Annotated in this window: 10 protein-coding genes and 1 pseudogene; 6 read left to right on the plus strand and 5 right to left on the minus strand. The window is 72.4% G+C overall.

Annotated features, from left to right (window positions below):
• The first annotated feature begins 57 nt into the window (after positions 1–57).
• Both KHC23_RS16480 and KHC23_RS16485 read left to right on the plus strand, forming a co-directional pair.
• Positions 58–2529 (plus strand): ATP-dependent helicase, encoded by a 2472-nt coding sequence (locus KHC23_RS16480; RefSeq protein ID WP_213373812.1) that lies wholly within the window; start codon positions 58–60, stop codon positions 2527–2529.
• A 94-nt stretch (positions 2530–2623) separates the two neighbouring features.
• Positions 2624–3562, plus strand: coding sequence for a 50S ribosomal protein L11 methyltransferase (locus KHC23_RS16485; protein WP_213373814.1), 939 nt, complete (start codon positions 2624–2626; stop codon positions 3560–3562).
• 24 nt (positions 3563–3586) lie between these two features.
• On the opposite strand, the gene KHC23_RS16490 is transcribed toward KHC23_RS16485, so the two are convergent.
• Positions 3587–4099, minus strand: coding sequence for a thioesterase family protein (locus tag KHC23_RS16490; RefSeq protein WP_213373816.1), 513 nt, complete (start codon positions 4097–4099; stop codon positions 3587–3589).
• 242 nt (positions 4100–4341) lie between these two features.
• Here KHC23_RS16490 and KHC23_RS16495 point away from each other — a divergent pair, with 242 nt between their 5' ends.
• Together KHC23_RS16495 and KHC23_RS16500 are read left to right on the plus strand one after the other, a co-directional pair.
• Complete coding sequence (locus KHC23_RS16495; protein ID WP_213373818.1) at positions 4342–5757, plus strand: FAD-binding oxidoreductase; 1416 nt, start codon at positions 4342–4344, stop codon at positions 5755–5757.
• A 155-nt stretch (positions 5758–5912) separates the two neighbouring features.
• The gene (locus KHC23_RS16500) at positions 5913–9575 is read left to right on the plus strand and encodes an AsmA family protein (protein WP_213373820.1); all 3663 of its coding nucleotides are present in this window, start codon (positions 5913–5915) and stop codon (positions 9573–9575) included.
• A 6-nt stretch (positions 9576–9581) separates the two neighbouring features.
• On the opposite strand, the gene serB is transcribed toward KHC23_RS16500, so the two are convergent.
• Positions 9582–10475: a phosphoserine phosphatase SerB gene (gene serB, locus KHC23_RS16505; RefSeq protein ID WP_213373822.1), complete on the minus strand. Its 894-nt coding sequence runs from the start codon at positions 10473–10475 to the stop codon at positions 9582–9584.
• Positions 10476–10525: 50 nt separating this feature from the next.
• Here serB and miaA point away from each other — a divergent pair, with 50 nt between their 5' ends.
• Positions 10526–11476: a tRNA (adenosine(37)-N6)-dimethylallyltransferase MiaA gene (gene miaA / locus KHC23_RS16510; RefSeq protein WP_213373824.1), complete on the plus strand. Its 951-nt coding sequence runs from the start codon at positions 10526–10528 to the stop codon at positions 11474–11476.
• A 7-nt stretch (positions 11477–11483) separates the two neighbouring features.
• Here miaA and KHC23_RS16515 read toward each other — a convergent pair whose 3' ends face one another.
• The 3 genes from KHC23_RS16515 to purE form a co-directional block, all read right to left on the minus strand.
• Entirely contained in the window at positions 11484–12479 is a 996-nt protein-coding gene (locus tag KHC23_RS16515; RefSeq protein ID WP_213373826.1) for a protein-methionine-sulfoxide reductase heme-binding subunit MsrQ, read from the minus strand.
• A 283-nt stretch (positions 12480–12762) separates the two neighbouring features.
• Positions 12763–13854, minus strand: coding sequence for a 5-(carboxyamino)imidazole ribonucleotide synthase (locus KHC23_RS16520; RefSeq protein WP_213373828.1), 1092 nt, complete (start codon positions 13852–13854; stop codon positions 12763–12765).
• The gene (gene purE, locus KHC23_RS16525; RefSeq protein WP_213373830.1) at positions 13851–14360 is read right to left on the minus strand and encodes a 5-(carboxyamino)imidazole ribonucleotide mutase; all 510 of its coding nucleotides are present in this window, start codon (positions 14358–14360) and stop codon (positions 13851–13853) included. Before purE ends, KHC23_RS16520 begins: the two co-directional genes overlap by 4 nt.
• Positions 14361–14657: 297 nt before the next feature.
• On the opposite strand from purE, the pseudogene KHC23_RS24465 reads away from it, so the two are divergent.
• Positions 14658–14997: pseudogene (locus tag KHC23_RS24465) on the plus strand (hypothetical protein); the annotation flags it as partial.

The raw sequence follows: 14997 nt of genomic DNA on the forward strand, positions 1-14997 counted from the left end.
GCATGCCGGTGCCATTTTGTTCCCATAGAATCATCCGTCATGACTGCGAGCAGGCCTTTGGCCGACCCTAGACACTCCCCGAACGACGATCCGTTCGACATTCCCTTCGACCTGCCGGCGGCGCCGCCCCGCCCCGGCGGCATCGCCGCGCGCGCGGCGGCGCTGGCCCGCCCCGACCATGCCGGGCAGGGGCGCGGCGTCTATCTCGACGGGCTCAACCCGGAGCAGCGGGCGGCGGTGGAAGCGACCGACGGCCCGGTGCTGGTGCTCGCCGGAGCGGGCACCGGCAAGACGCGGGTGCTGACCACGCGCATCGCCCATATCCTCTCGCTCGGCCTCGCCTGGCCTTCGCAGATTCTCGCCGTCACCTTCACCAACAAGGCGGCGCGGGAGATGAAGGAGCGCATCGGCGCCATGGTCGGCGAGCAGGTGGAGGGGATGCCCTGGCTCGGCACGTTCCACTCCATCGGCGTGCGCATGCTGCGCCGGCATGCCGAGCTGGTGGGGCTGCGCTCCGGCTTCACCATCCTCGATACCGACGACCAGATACGGCTCTTGAAGCAGCTGCTTCAGGCCGACGCCATCGACGAGAAGCGCTGGCCGGCGCGGCTGCTGGCCAACATCATCGACGGCTGGAAGAATCGCGGCCTCGGCCCGCAACAGGTGCCGGCCGGGGAGGGCGCGGCCTTCGCCAACGGGCGCGGGCAGAAGCTCTACGCCGCCTATCAGGCGCGGCTGAAGGCGCTGAACGCGGTCGATTTCGGCGACCTGCTGCTGGAGAGCATCCGGTTGCTGCGCGAGAATCCGGACGTACTGGCGGAGTATCACCGCCGCTTCCGCTACATCCTGGTCGACGAGTATCAAGATACCAACGTCGCGCAATATCTGTGGCTGCGGCTGCTGGCGGCGGGCTCGCGCAATGTGTGCTGCGTCGGCGACGACGACCAGTCGATCTATGGCTGGCGCGGCGCCGAGGTGGACAACATCCTGCGCTTCGACAGCGACTTTCCCGGCGCCACGGTGGTGCGGCTGGAGCGCAATTACCGCTCCACCGGCCACATTCTCGGCGCGGCGGCGCATCTCATCGCCCATAATGAGGGGCGGCTCGGCAAGACGCTGTTCTCGAAAGGCGAGAGCGGCGAGAAGGTGACGGTGACCGGCGCCTGGGACAGCCAGGAGGAAGCCCGCGCCATCGGCGAGGAGATCGAGCAGCTGCAGCGCAAGGACCACGCGCTGGGGCAGATGGCGATTCTGGTGCGCGCCTCGTTCCAGATGCGCGAGTTCGAGGAGCGCTTCGTCACGCTGGGGCTGAACTACCGGGTTATCGGCGGCCCGCGCTTCTATGAGCGGGCGGAAATCCGCGACGCGCTGGCCTATCTCCGGGTCATCGCCTCGCCGACCGACGACCTCGCCTTCGAGCGCATCGTCAACGTGCCCAAGCGCGGGCTCGGCGACGCGGCGCTGCGGCAGATCCACGACCATGCCCGCGCGGCGCAACTGCCCCTCATCGAGGCGGCGCGCGAACTGGCGGCGAGCGAGGAGCTGAAGCCGAAGGTACGGCTCACCCTGCGCGACCTCGTCGGCTCGTTCGACCGCTGGCGCGCGCAGATGACCAGCCTGCCGCAGAACGAGCTGGCCGAGATCGTGCTGGACGAATCCGGCTACACCGAGATGTGGCAGAAGGACCGCTCGGCCGATGCGCAGGGACGGCTCGACAACCTCAAGGAACTCGTGCGCTCGATGGAGACGTTCGAGAACCTGATCGGCTTTCTCGAACACATCTCGCTGGTGATGGACGTCGATGGCGGTGCCGGCGGCGACGCCGTCAACATCATGACGCTGCACTCGGCCAAGGGGCTGGAGTTCGACACCGTGTTCCTGCCCGGCTGGGAGGAAGGGGTGTTTCCCAACCAGCGCGCGCTGGACGAGCAGGGCCGCGCCGGGCTGGAGGAGGAACGCCGCCTCGCCTATGTCGGCATCACCCGCGCGCGCCGGCGGGCCAAGGTGTTCTTCGCGTCCAACCGGCGCATTCACGGGCTGTGGCAGTCCGCCGTGCCGAGCCGCTTCCTCGACGAATTGTCGGAGAAGGACGTGGAGGTGACGGAATCGCGTGGCGGACAGGGCTGGGGCGGCGGCCAGTCGGGCCGCTATGGCTACGGGCCGAGCCGCTTCGACGAGGCGCAGACCTTCGGCTCCTCCTATTCGACGCCGGGCTGGCAGCGGGCGCAGAACGCCTCGCGCGCTGGTGGCGCGGGTGCTTCGGGCGGGTTTTCCGGCGGCAGCTTCACCGATAGCCGTCCCTCGCGCTTCGCGGCGAGCGAGAAGGCGCGCGGCGGCGGGCGCCTCATCGAGGGCGAGCTGATCGCCCGCTCATCCGGCCCGGCGGCCCGCTTCGCCATCGGCAACCGGGTGTTCCACCAGAAGTTCGGCTATGGCGAGGTGGTCTCGGTGGAAGGCAACAAGCTCACCGTGCAGTTCGACAAGGCCGGCGAGAAGAAAATGGTCGACAGCTTCGTCGAGGCGGCGTGAGACCAGTGCGAGATGGGGCGCTGGCGTTCGGGCGCGGTCTCGCTTACAGAGCGCGCACCGCCGTGAAACCGCCCGTGACCGCGTGAGGACCGCCATGCTCGAAGGATTGCCGCCCAATGGCGCCTCGCACGTGATGCGGGTGGACGCGCCCGAGCATGAGGCGCGGGCCATCGCCGAATATCTCGGCGAGAGCTTCGACCCGGCCGAGGTGGCGGCGGCCGCCTTCGAGGTCGAGGACCGCGCCGAGGGCGCCGGCTGGGCGGTCGAGGTCTATTTCGGCGACCCTCCCGACGAGGACATGGTGCGCGAACTGGTGGCGCTGGTCTCGCCGGCCGCCGCGGCCGCGGCAGTGTTCTCGCTGCTCGACAAGAAGGACTGGGTGGCGGCCTCGCTGGAGGGGCTCGCCCCGGTCGCGATCGGCCGCTTCGTCGTCCATGGCTCGCATGATCGCGGGCGGCTGGGGCCGAACCGCATCGGCATCGAGATCGAGGCCGCGCTCGCCTTCGGCACCGGCCATCACGGCACCACCAAGGGCTGCCTCGCCGCCATCGCCGCCTATGGCAAGCAGCGCCGGCCCGGGCGCACGCTCGATGTCGGCACCGGCACCGGCGTGCTGGCCATGGCGGCGGCGCGGCTGTTCCATGCGCCGGTGCTGGCCAGCGACATCGACCCCGTCGCGGTGGCGACGGCGCACGCCAATGCGGTGGCCAACCGCGCGGCGAACCATATCCGCTTCCTGCACGCGCCGGGGCTGGGGGCGGGGGCGTTCCGCCGCGAGGGGCCCTACGACCTGATCCTCGCCAATATCCTGCTTGCGCCGCTCAAGGCCATCGCCCGCCCGCTCAGCCGGCTGCTGGCGCCGGGCGGCACGGTGGTGCTGTCGGGGCTGTTGCCCTCGCACGCCAATGCGGCGCTCGCCGCCTATCGCGCGCAGGGGCTGCGGCTCAGGCGCCGGCGGACCATCGAGGGCTGGACCACGCTGGAACTGACCGCCGACAGCGGGCGCAACAACACGCCCGCCGCGCGGCGGTGAGAACGGCTCCGCCGCGCGCGCCGCTCAACTGAGCCGGATCGGCATGTTGACCGGCCGGCCGAGCCCTTCCGGCACCGGCAGCGCGCCATGGGCGGCCTTCATCAGCGCCAGCCGCTCCAGCACCTCGTCGGGGAAGGGCACCACGCGGCGGGTGCCGGCTTCCACATGCTGGGCGATCTGCTCATAGGTCGAGGCGGTCCAGCCCTCGCGGGCGTGGTGCAGCTCCTGGAACAGATGCATGCGCTTGTCGTCGTAATTGATCAGGCGCAGGGTGGCCCGCACCTCCTGTCCGGCGCGAAGCTCGCGCTGGAATCGCTGATGCGCCTCCACGGTGAAGAAGGAGGCGCTGCGGCTTTCCACCATGTGCGGGCCGAGCCCGACAAGGAACACCGCCTCGTCGACCGCACGGTCGAACAGAAGGCTGTAGAAGGCCGCGTGCAAATGCCCGTTGTGATCGGCCCAGCCCGAGTCGACCGTCATCACGGACGACACGAAAGGCGCGAAAAATACGGGTTCGAAATCGATCCCGTCCAGCATGACACCATCCCGACCGCTGAGCGCGAGGTACCGCGCTGCCTTATTGACAAGCATTGTGCCGACTTTCCGTGCAGTCGTCACCTGTCGGCATGGCGATTGAATGACTGAATTCTTGCGGTTCGGAGGATTTGCCGCGCTTTTTGCGCGGCACGCGGCCGGCGGTGGGAGTCGCGGCGCCGGACGATAAGGTATATGCGAGGGGCGCCGGGCGGCAGGGGAACGAAAACAGCATGGAGGGCGGGATGGAAAACGTGGTCGAGGAGCGCCCCGCGACGCTGCCGGAAGGCACGCCCGTGGGCGAGGTAATTGCCGAGCTCTCCACGCATTTCGGCGATCGGCTCAGCACCGGGCGGGCGATCCGCGAGCAGCACGCCAACTCCATCACCTGGCTCGCCAACGAGGCGCCGGACGCGGTGGTATTCGTGGAGAGCACGCAGGAGGTTCAAATTGTCGTGCGCGCCTGCGCGCGGCGCGGCGTGCCGGTGATCGCCTTCGGCACCGGCTCCTCGCTGGAGGGGCAGGTGAACGCGCCGGAAGGCGGCATCTCGGTCGACCTCTCGCGCATGAACCGGGTGCTGTCGGTGCATCCCGAGGACCTCGACTGCGTGGTCGAGCCGGGGGTCACGCGCAAGCAGCTCAACGAGCATCTGCGCGATGCCGGCCTGTTCTTCTCGATCGACCCAGGCGCCGACGCCTCGCTCGGCGGCATGGCCTCCACCCGCGCCTCCGGCACCAATGCGGTGCGCTACGGCACGATGAAGGACAATGTGATCGCGCTGACCGCCGTGCTGGCCAATGGCGAGGTGATCACCACCGCGCGGCGGGCGAAGAAATCCGCCGCCGGCTACGACCTGACCCGGCTGCTGGTCGGGGCGGAGGGCACGCTCGGCATCATCACCAGCCTGACGCTGCGGCTGGCCGGCATACCGGAGGCGATTTCCGCCGGCGTCTGCGCCTTCCCCACCGTCCGCGCCGCCTGCGACGCGGTGATCCTCACCATCCAGTCCGGCCTGCCGGTGGCGCGGATCGAACTGCTCGACGAGGTGCAGGTGCGGGCCTGCAACGCCTATTCGAAGCTCGACCTCGCCGAGCAGCCCACCCTGTTCGTGGAGTTCCATGGCACCGAGGCCAGCGTGCACGAGCAGGCGGCGCGGTTCGGCGAGATCGCGGCGGAATGTGGCGGGGGCGACTTCGTCTGGGCGACGCGTCCGGAGGACCGCACGAAGCTCTGGCAGGCGCGGCACGACGCCTACTGGGCCTGCCTGCCGCTGAAGCCCGGCGCCAAGGCGCTGGCCACCGATGTGTGCGTGCCGCTTTCGCGCCTCGCCGAATGCGTCGACGAGACCAAGCGCGACATCGAGGAGATGGGCATGCTGGCGCCGATCGTCGGCCATGTCGGCGACGGCAATTTCCACACCGTCACGCTGGTCGACATGAGCGACCCGCACGATGTCGCCAAGGCGCAGGACTTCATCTCCCGCATGGTCAAGCGGGCGCTGGCCATGGGCGGCACCGCCACCGGCGAGCACGGCGTCGGGCAGGGGAAGCGCAAATATATGGAAGCCGAGCACGGTGCCGCCACCGTCGAGGCGATGCGGGCGATCAAACAGGCGCTGGACCCGTGGAACATCATGAACCCGGGCAAGATATTGCCCTGAACCGATCGCGGCGGCCCCGCCGACCGGGCGGGCGCTGCCTCAATTCACGCCGTGCGCCCGGCGTGGGGAACGCAGGAATCATCGACAATCTCGCGTAGAGTGCCGGGGCAGCCGCCAGGGGGGCGGGGGCCGGGCCGCGAGGCCGGAGGAGAAGCGTGCAGAACCTGCTGCTGACGATTGCGGGCGCCATCATACTGGCCGTTGCGGCGGCCTTCGCGGCGCCGCTCGTGGTCGACTGGACGCAATGGCGCTCGACCTTCGAGGCGCAGGCGGCGCGCACGCTCGGCGTGCCCGTGGTGATCAGCGGGGCGATCGACGCGCAGATCCTGCCGACGCCCCGGGTGGTGCTGCGCGACGTGTCGATCGGCGTCGATGGCGGCGGCACCGGCATGACGGCGGCCGAATTTTCCGGCCGGCTCAATCTCGGGGCGCTGATGCGCGGCGAGGTGATCGCCGACCATGTCAGCCTGGTGCGACCGCGCGCGCGCCTCGTGATCGACACGTCGGGCCGGCTTTCCCTGCCCACCGGGGTCACACGGCCGACCGGTTTCAGCATCGCCTCGCTGGCGGTCACCGACGGCGCGTTCGAGATCATCGACCGGGCCAATGAGCGCACGTTCAAGCTCGACGATGTGGACGTTGCCGGCGAGGTCGGCGGGCCGACCGGCCCGGTGCGGCTGGAGGGCGAGGCCAATGCCGCCGGCCTGCGTCGCCGGGTGCGGCTCAACCTCGCCCAGTTCGCCGCCGACGGCACCGCCAAGATGCGGCTCGGGGCGCAGAATGTGGGTTCGCCGCTGAGCATCGACGCCGACGGGGTGCTGAGCCTTGCCGGCGGGACGCCGGGCTTTCGCGGCCGGGCCGCGCTGGTGCGCGCCGCGCCGCCGGCCGGTGTCGTGCCGGCCGGAGACGTGCTGAAGGCGTGGAGCCTGTCGGGAACGGTGGAGGCGACGCCGCAGGCGGTGGCCGCCAGCGGCCTGAGCCTGACCCTGGAGGCGGCCGAGCGGCCGGTGGCGCTGTCCGGCTCGGCCCGGCTGGTGGGGGCGAGCCCCGGCCACCCGGAATCGCGGCTCGACCTCACCTTGTCGGCGCGCCAGCTCGATCTCGGCGCCATGACCGGCGGGGCGACGCCGCTGGCGGCGACCGACGCGCTGGCCCGCCTGCTGGTGCCGCTCGCCGATGTCGCGGTGAGCGGGTCGCTCGACCTGTCGAGCGACAACGTCCTGCTGGCCGGGGCGGCGGCGCGCGACGTGAAGGCCGGGCTCGACTGGTCGCCGGGCGGCTGGCGCGCCCGGACGCTGGAGGCACGGCTGCCCGGCGGGGCCAAGATCGCGCTGTCCGGCAACCTGCCGCGGGTCGCCGGCAGTGGCGACCCGCACGCGGCGCTGTTCGGCGGCACGGTGGTGCTGGAAGCGCAGGACCTGCCGGCATTCGTCGCCTGGGCGGCGCCGCACTCCCCCGGCGTCGTCGCCAGCCTGCCGGCCGGCGCGGCGCGGCTTTCCGCCGAGCTGAGCGTGAGCGCCGGCGGTGTCGCGCTCGACAAGCTCGACCTCGCCGCCGGCGACAGCCGCTTCGCCGGCACCGCCGCCTACACGCTTCCCGCCGGTGACGCGCGCGGGCGGGTCGACGCCGTGCTGACCACCTCCGACGTCGACCTCGACACGCTGCTGCCGCCGGCGCGGCGGCTGGTCGGGCTCGGCATGGAGGCGATCGACCTCAATCTCAGTCTCAGCGGCCGGCAGGTGCGCTTCGCCGGCGCCAGCGCCGGGAGCCTCGACATCATCCTCAAGGGCGGCGCCGACGGGCTCGGCATCGAGCGGCTGGCGATCGGGAATTTCGCCGGGCTCGACCTCACCGGCGCGGGCCGGCTGGCGACGCTGGGCGGCGATGGCGACGGCGCCGACGGCACCGGCGATGGCCGCTTCGACGCCAGGCTCTCGGGCAAGCGCGCCGACGGGTTGCCGGCGCTGGCCCGCGCTTTCGGCCTGACGCAGATCGAACCCTTTCTCGCGGCGACGCAGGCCAGCCTCGCGCCGGTGGACCTCACCGTCGCGCTGGCCACGCAGGCCGGGCGCACCACGCTCGACGCCAGCGGCCGGCTCGGCGGGCTGTCCGGCAGCGGAAAGGTCGCGTTCGGCGCCGACGGCAAGCTCGGCGGCCGGGTCCGGATCGAGGCGCGCGACGGCAGCGCGGTGCTCACCGGGTTCGGCGTGCCCGGGTTGCGGCGCGGCCTCGGCACGGCGCAGCTCGCGCTCGACCTCGACGGGCGGATCGACGCCACGCTCGATATCGCCGGGGCACGGCTGCGCGGCCGGGGCACGGCGGCGCTGGATGCCGCCGGCCGGCTCGATCCCGACCTCGCGCTGACGCTGGACAGCGCCGATCTCGCGGCGCTGCTGCCGCAACTGGCGGCGGCCGGCCCCGGCCCGGTGCCGGCGCGGTTCACTGGCGCACTCGGCCGCGACGGCGAGAGCTGGTGGATCAAGGACCTTTCCGGCACGCTGGGCGGGCAGCGGCTCGACGGCGGGTTCGGCTACACGCCGGGCGAGCCGATCAAGGCCGAACTGTCCACGCCGAACTGGAGCGTGGCGAGGGCGCTGGGGCTCGCTGTCGGCGTGCCCGCCGACAGCGCGGCGGAGGGATGGCCACGGGGCCGGTTCGGCCCGGCGGCGCTGGGGGCGCTGGCGGCCGAGGTGACGCTCGGCGTGGGACGGTTCGATCTTCCCGGCGGGCTGGCGCTCAGTGAGGCCAAGGTCGAGGCCCGGCTCGCCGAGGGGCGGCTTTCGGTACAGAGCGCCACCGGCACGCTGGCCGGCGGGCGGTTCACCGGCCGGTTCAACCTCGCGCGTGCCGGCGACAGCGTGCAGTTCGACGGCCGGCTGGCGCTGAGCGAGGCCGATGGCGCCGCCCTGCTCGCCGCCGCCGGGGTGGCGCAGCCCGCTCTGCGCGGCCGGGTGAGCGCGACGCTCGACGTTACCGGCCGCGGCACTTCGCCCTTCGCGCTGGCGAGCCAGCTGCAGGGTCAGGGCAGCCTCGCGGTGGAAGGGCTGGAAATCGACCGGAGCGACCCGCAGGCGCTGCAATATGTGATGCTGGCGACCGAGCGCGGGCCGCCGCCGGACCAGCAGAGGCTGGCGCAACTGCTCAGCGACGGGCTGGCGCGGGAGCCGCTGCGGCTGGCGCGGGCCGAGAGCGCGGTGAGCGTCGTCGATGGGGTGGCGCGCTCCAGTGCCGCCCGGCTGACGGTGGGCGACCAGCGCTTCGGGCTGTCGGGCTCGTTCGACGTTCCCGCCTTCAGCTTCGAGGCGACGCTGGAAATGCAGGACGTCGCCGCTGCCGGCCTGCCGGCGGCGCCGGCCGCCGCGGTGCAGTGGCGCGGGCCGCTCGCCGCGCCGGTGAAGCGCTTCGACCTCACCGCGCTGAGTTCCGCCATCAACATGCGGGCGCTGGAGCGGGAGACCAAGCGGCTGGAGGCGGAATATGGCCGCACGCCGCTGACCAATGGCGGCGAGGCCACCGACGCCGCCTCGGTGCGCCGGCCCGCCCCCGCGCCGGCCCCGCAGGCGACACCGCGCGCCGTGCCCCCGGCGCCGCGCCAGGCCCCGGCACCGCGCCAGGCCCCCGCGCCGGCCAACCCGACCCGGGCCGACCCAATGCGGGCCAACCCGGCCCGGCCGCTGACGCCGCAATCCTATTACGGCCAGTATTCGCCGCCGGGCGCGCTGGCGCCGGGCAGCGCCGCGCCGCCGCTGGCGCCGCCGATCGACATTCCCGACGACCCGCTGCGCAGCCCGATCATCCTGCCGCCGCTGGCGCCGTGAGGCGCGTCAGGCGTCGACGAACTCGTCGGCGGCGTAGCCCTGGAGATAGAGCAGGGCGGTGAGGTCGCCATGGTCGATGCGCACCTGCGCCGCCGCCGCCACCGCCGGCTTGGCGTGATAGGCGACGCCGAGGCCGGCCTCGCCGATCATGGCGAGGTCGTTGGCGCCGTCGCCGACCGCCAGCGTGTCGTCAGCGGCGAGGCCGAGGGCGGTGCGCCACTCGATCAGCGCGGCCAGCTTGGCCTCGCGGCCGAGGATCGGCTCCTCGACCAGGCCGGCGAAACTGCCGGCATCGGCGACGAGCACATTGGCGCGGTGGGCGTCGAAGCCGATCATCGCCGCCACCTGCCGGGTGAACAGGGTGAAGCCGCCGGAAACCAGCAGGGTGCGGGCGCCATGCGCCTTCATGGTGCGCACCAGCGCGGTGCCGCCCGGGGTGAGGCGGATGCGCTCGGCGATCACCGTGTCGACCACGGCGAGCGGCAGGCCCTTTAGCAGCGCCACGCGCTCGCGCAGCGCCGGCTCGAAGGCGATCTCGCCGCGCATGGCGCGCTCGGTGATGGCGGCGACATGCGCCTTCATGCCGGCATGATCGGCCAGTTCGTCGATGCATTCCTGTCCGATCATGGTGGAATCCATGTCGGCGAGAAAAAGCGACTTGCGCCGCCCCTGCGCCGGCAGCAGCGCGACATCGACCGGGGCGTCGGCCAGCGCCGCGCGAATCGCCGCGATGTCGGCCCCGCCGGAGCAGCCGATCTCGGCGGCGATGCCGGGATTGAGATGGCGGATGGCGCCGGGCGCGGGCAGCGCCGCGCGGGCGGCGGCGATGAGCGCGTCGTCCACTGCCGGGGCGGACGGATGGGCGATGAGGACGGCGACGTGAGAAGCGGAATCGGTCATGGCTGCGACTGGGACCTTGCCGCCGGGCCGGTGTCGGGCAAAAAGGCGGGATGGAAACCGGGAACATCGAGGCGGGCGTGACCGCGAGGCCTGCGCGCCCGCGCGCCGTGCTTATCGCAGGACCGACCGCGAGCGGCAAGTCGGCGCTGGCGCTGGCGCTGGCCGAGCGCACCGGCGGCACGGTGATCAACGCCGATTCGATGCAGGTCTATCGCGACCTGCGCGTGCTCTCGGCGCGGCCGACGCCGGAGGAGGAGGCGCGCGCGCCGCATCGCCTCTATGGCCATGTCGACGGCGCCGAGGACTATTCGGTCGCGCATTGGCTGGAGGACGCCCGCCGGATTCTCGCCGAGGCGGAGCGGGAGGGGCGGCTGCCGGTCCTGGTCGGCGGCACCGGGCTCTATTTCAGGGCGTTGACGCGGGGGCTCTCGCCGATTCCGGCGATTCCGGCCGAGGTACGCGCGCGCGTGCGCGGCCTCGCCCTCGACGCGCCGGCGCTGCACGCGCGGCTGGAGGCGGTCGATCCCGAGACGGCTGCGCGGCTGCGGCCCTCCGACACGCAAAGGCTGATGCGGGCGCTGGAGGTGTTCGAGGCGACGGGGCGCCCGCTGGCGCGCTGGCAGGAGGCGCCGGGCGAGCCGCCGGTGCTGGAGCCGGAGAGCGCGGTGCGGCTGTTTCTCGCCACCGACCGCGCCGCCCTGCGCGCGCGCATCGCCGAGCGTTTCCACGCCATGATGGCGCAAGGGGCGCTGGAGGAGGCGCGGGCGCTGCTGGCGCGCGGGCTGCCGGCCGACCGCACCCTGCTCAAGGCACACGGCATGCCGTGGTTCGCCCGCCATCTCGCCGGGGAGGTCTCGCTGGCGGCGGCGGTGGAGGGGGCGATCCTCGACACCCGCCACTACGCCAAGCGGCAGGACACCTGGTTCCGCCACCAGCTGCACGGCTGGACCGCGCTGCCACCGGACGAGGCGGCGGCGTTTCTGGCGCGGGCGGTCGGCTGAGGGCGCCTCAGGCGCGGGCGGCGCGCCGGGCTGGCAGCGGGCGCAGGCGCAGGACGACCTCGCTGACAAGGGCGACCGCCAGCCCGGCGCCGGCGACCCACCAGCTCGGGCTGATGGCGTAGGCGAAGGAGAAATTCGCCTCCAGCACGCGCCCCGGGTCGATGCCGGTGGCGGCGGCGTACCAGCCGACCTCGATCAGCGCGGTGAGCACGCCCGAGGCGGCGGCCAGCGCGAGGAGATTGAGGAGGCCGGTGCCGCGACTGTGGCGCTGCATCACCCGCCAGCCCACCAGCCAGACGAAGAAGCCGGTCATCAGCACCGGCTGGGTGACGTCGAGCTTCTGCTGCATGAAGAAATGCAGCAGGCCGAGCGCGGTGGCGGGATAGACGAGTTGGTGCAGCCGGTTCCAGCGCGCCGCGCCGAGCCGGCGGATCGCCCCGTCCCAGGAGGTCGCCGACAGCGCGGCGAAGGCGAGCAGCGCGACAAAGCCGATGGTGAGGTAGATGCGCAGCACGATCTCGCTGGCGGCGGTGGCGAGATTGCCGGTGTCGACGAGATAGACCACGAAATGAATGCCGATGAGCAGGGCGGCGCCGAGGCCGAGCGTGCGGCGCGCCAGCAGCAGCTTCGGCCAATTGAACAGCCGCCGCGCCGGCGTGACCGCCAGCGACAGCAGCAGCAGCCGGATCGCCCAGTCGCCGACGAAATGGATGATCTGGATCAGCGGCCGCGCCCCCAGCGCCGCCTCGCCGCCCAGCGCCGCGCCGGGGCCGCCAAGACCCGGGCCGCCAAGACCCGGGCCGCCAAGACCCGGGCCGCCGAGACCCGGAGCGCCGAGACCCGGAGCGCCGAGGCCGGGAGCGCCGAGGCCAGCGCCGTCGGGCGAGGCGAACTCGCCGCCGAGCGCCCGCGCCAGCAGCAGGGCAAGGGGCAGCAGGACGATCAGCAGGGCGCCGATCTTCTCAAGGCTCGGCTTGCCGGAATTTTCGCGCAGGAAGGGCATGGGCGGTCCGATCGGCGGTAACGGGCAGGTCCACGCTATACGACCGTTGTGGGGGAGTTATTTCAACGCCGGCACGCAATTCGGCGTGAGGCCGGCGGCGCAGGGCGTTCCCGCAAGCACGGCGCTCGCCTGCGTCTCGCGGCAGGCGGGCTATCTCCCCTCCGGCGGGAAGGGAAGCGGACGCAAGGGCGCCGCGCGAGGGCGAGGCGCGGCGACCCACCCCATGCGCGGGGAGGGTTGGAGAACCGCCGGCGTTGCCGCCGTCACTCCTCGAAGATGCGGGTCACTCCTCGAAGATGCGCGTCACATGGCCCATCTTGCGGCCGGGGCGGGCTTCCGCCTTGCCATAGAGGTGCAGATGCGCGCCGGGCTCGTCCAGCAGCGCCTGCCACTCGTCGGCCTCGTCGCCGATGAGATTGGTCATCTCGACATGGCCGAGCCGTTCCACCGCGCCGAGCGGCCAGCCGGCGATGGCGCGCACATGCTGTTCGAACTGGCTGGTGACGGCGCCGTCCAGCGTCCAGTGGCCGGAATTGTGCACGCGCGGGGCGATCTCGTTGACGATGACGCCTTGCGCGCCCTCCACCACCACCAGGAACATCTCGACCGCGAACACGCCGACATAGCCGAGCGCCTCGCCGATGCGGCGGGCGATCTCGCGGGAGACCGCGTCGACCGCCGGGGTGACCTCGGCCGGAACGGTGGAACGGAACAGGATGTGGTGGCGATGCTCGTTCTGGGTGACCTCGTAGGCCTTGAAGCGGCCATCCTCGGTGCGGGCGGCGACCACCGAGACCTCGCGCTCGAACGGCACGAAGCCCTCCAGGATCGAGGGATGGCGGCCCACCGCCTTGAAGGCGGCGGCGGCATCGTCGCCCTCGCGGATGATCACCTGGCCCTTGCCGTCATAGCCGAAGCGGCGGGTCTTCAGCACCGCCGGCCGGCCGATCTCGCCGAGCGCCGCCTCCAGCTCCGCCTCGTCCTGCACGGCGGCGAAGGGCGCGGTCTCGATGCCGAGGCGGGAGACGAAGGTCTTCTCCTCCAGCCGGTCCTGGGTGATGCCGAGCGCGCGCGCGCCGGGATGCACCGGCACGTGGCGGGCGAGGAACTCGGCAGTGTAGACCGGCACGTTCTCGAATTCGTAGGTGACGACGTCGACGGTCTTGGCGAAGCGCTCCAGCGCGGCGAAATCATCATAGGCGGCGCGGGTGTGGGTGCCGGCGACGTCGAAGGCCGGGCTGGCCTCCTCCGGGGCGTAGATGTGCGCCTTCAGGCCGAGCGGGGCGGCGGCGAGCGCGATCATGCGGGCGAGCTGGCCGCCGCCGAGGATGCCGACCGTGTCGCCGGGGGCGAGGGTTTTCGGGGCGGGGTTCATGCCGGCCGCTCCGTCACCGCGGCGGTGCGGGCCGCGCGCCACGCGTCCAGCCGGGCCGCCAGCGCCGTGTCGGAGAGGGCGAGCACGGCGGCGGCGAGCAGGCCGGCATTGGTCGCCCCGGCCTTGCCGATGGCGAGGGTGCCGACCGGGATGCCGGCGGGCATCTGCACGATGGAATAGAGGCTGTCGAGGCCCGACAGCGCCTTCGATTCCACCGGCACGCCGAACACCGGCAGGGTGGTGAGCGAGGCGACCATGCCGGGCAGATGCGCCGCGCCGCCGGCACCGGCGATGATCACCTTGTAGCCGGCCTCGCGGGCGCCCTTGGCGAAGGCATACATGCGGTCCGGCGTGCGATGGGCCGAGACGATGCGGCAGTCATGACCGATGCCGAGCGCGTCCAGCGTCTCGGCGGCGTGTCGCATGGTCTCCCAGTCCGACTGGCTGCCCATGATGATGGCGACGGGTCGATGGTCGGCGGCCGTTCCGGCCGTCAGGTCGCTCATTCTGTCTGCTCGCCCCTTTCAGGAAAGGCGCGGATTATAGGAATCGCGGGCGTGGGGGCAAGGGAAGATGACGCCTCGGCGGCAGGCTGGCTGCCGGCGTGGCCGTGTCTCGGGCCCGAACATGCTTAACACCGCCTTTACCAGCCGCCGGCAAAGTGGCGCGCGAGAGCCTCCCGGAGGATCCGCCTGCCGTGTTCGTGAGTTGAACCGGCAGGTGGCTGTGGTCAGATCGTCACCGATTCCCTGCCGGGAACGGTCGATGCGGTCTGTCCGGGGCGGGAGCAAGCGGAGAAGTCGATGTCCGGTCGCGGCGTAACGGGTACGGGAAACGAGCACGGCGCGGGAGGCCGCAGGGCGCGCGCGGCGTGGCTGCCGGCGGCGGGCCTCGCGCTCGCGCTCGCGGGCGGCACCGGCTTGGCCGCCGAGGCGCAGGAAATGACCGGCAGCCCGATCGCCATCGACCGCGCCGGCAGCGGCACGGGCGACCGCACCGGCGCCTTCGATCCGGCCGCCGCCGGCATGGCGCGGACCGGCTATGCCGCCTCGCCGCTGCCGCCGATCGCCGACGACGCCCGCCCGTTCGACATGACCAATCCGCGCCGCCACCCCAGCCCGGCGCGCCGCGCGGCGCTGGCGA

The organism is Ancylobacter dichloromethanicus (assembly GCF_018390645.1).
In the GTDB taxonomy this organism is placed as follows: Bacteria; Pseudomonadota; Alphaproteobacteria; order Rhizobiales; family Xanthobacteraceae; genus Ancylobacter; species Ancylobacter dichloromethanicus.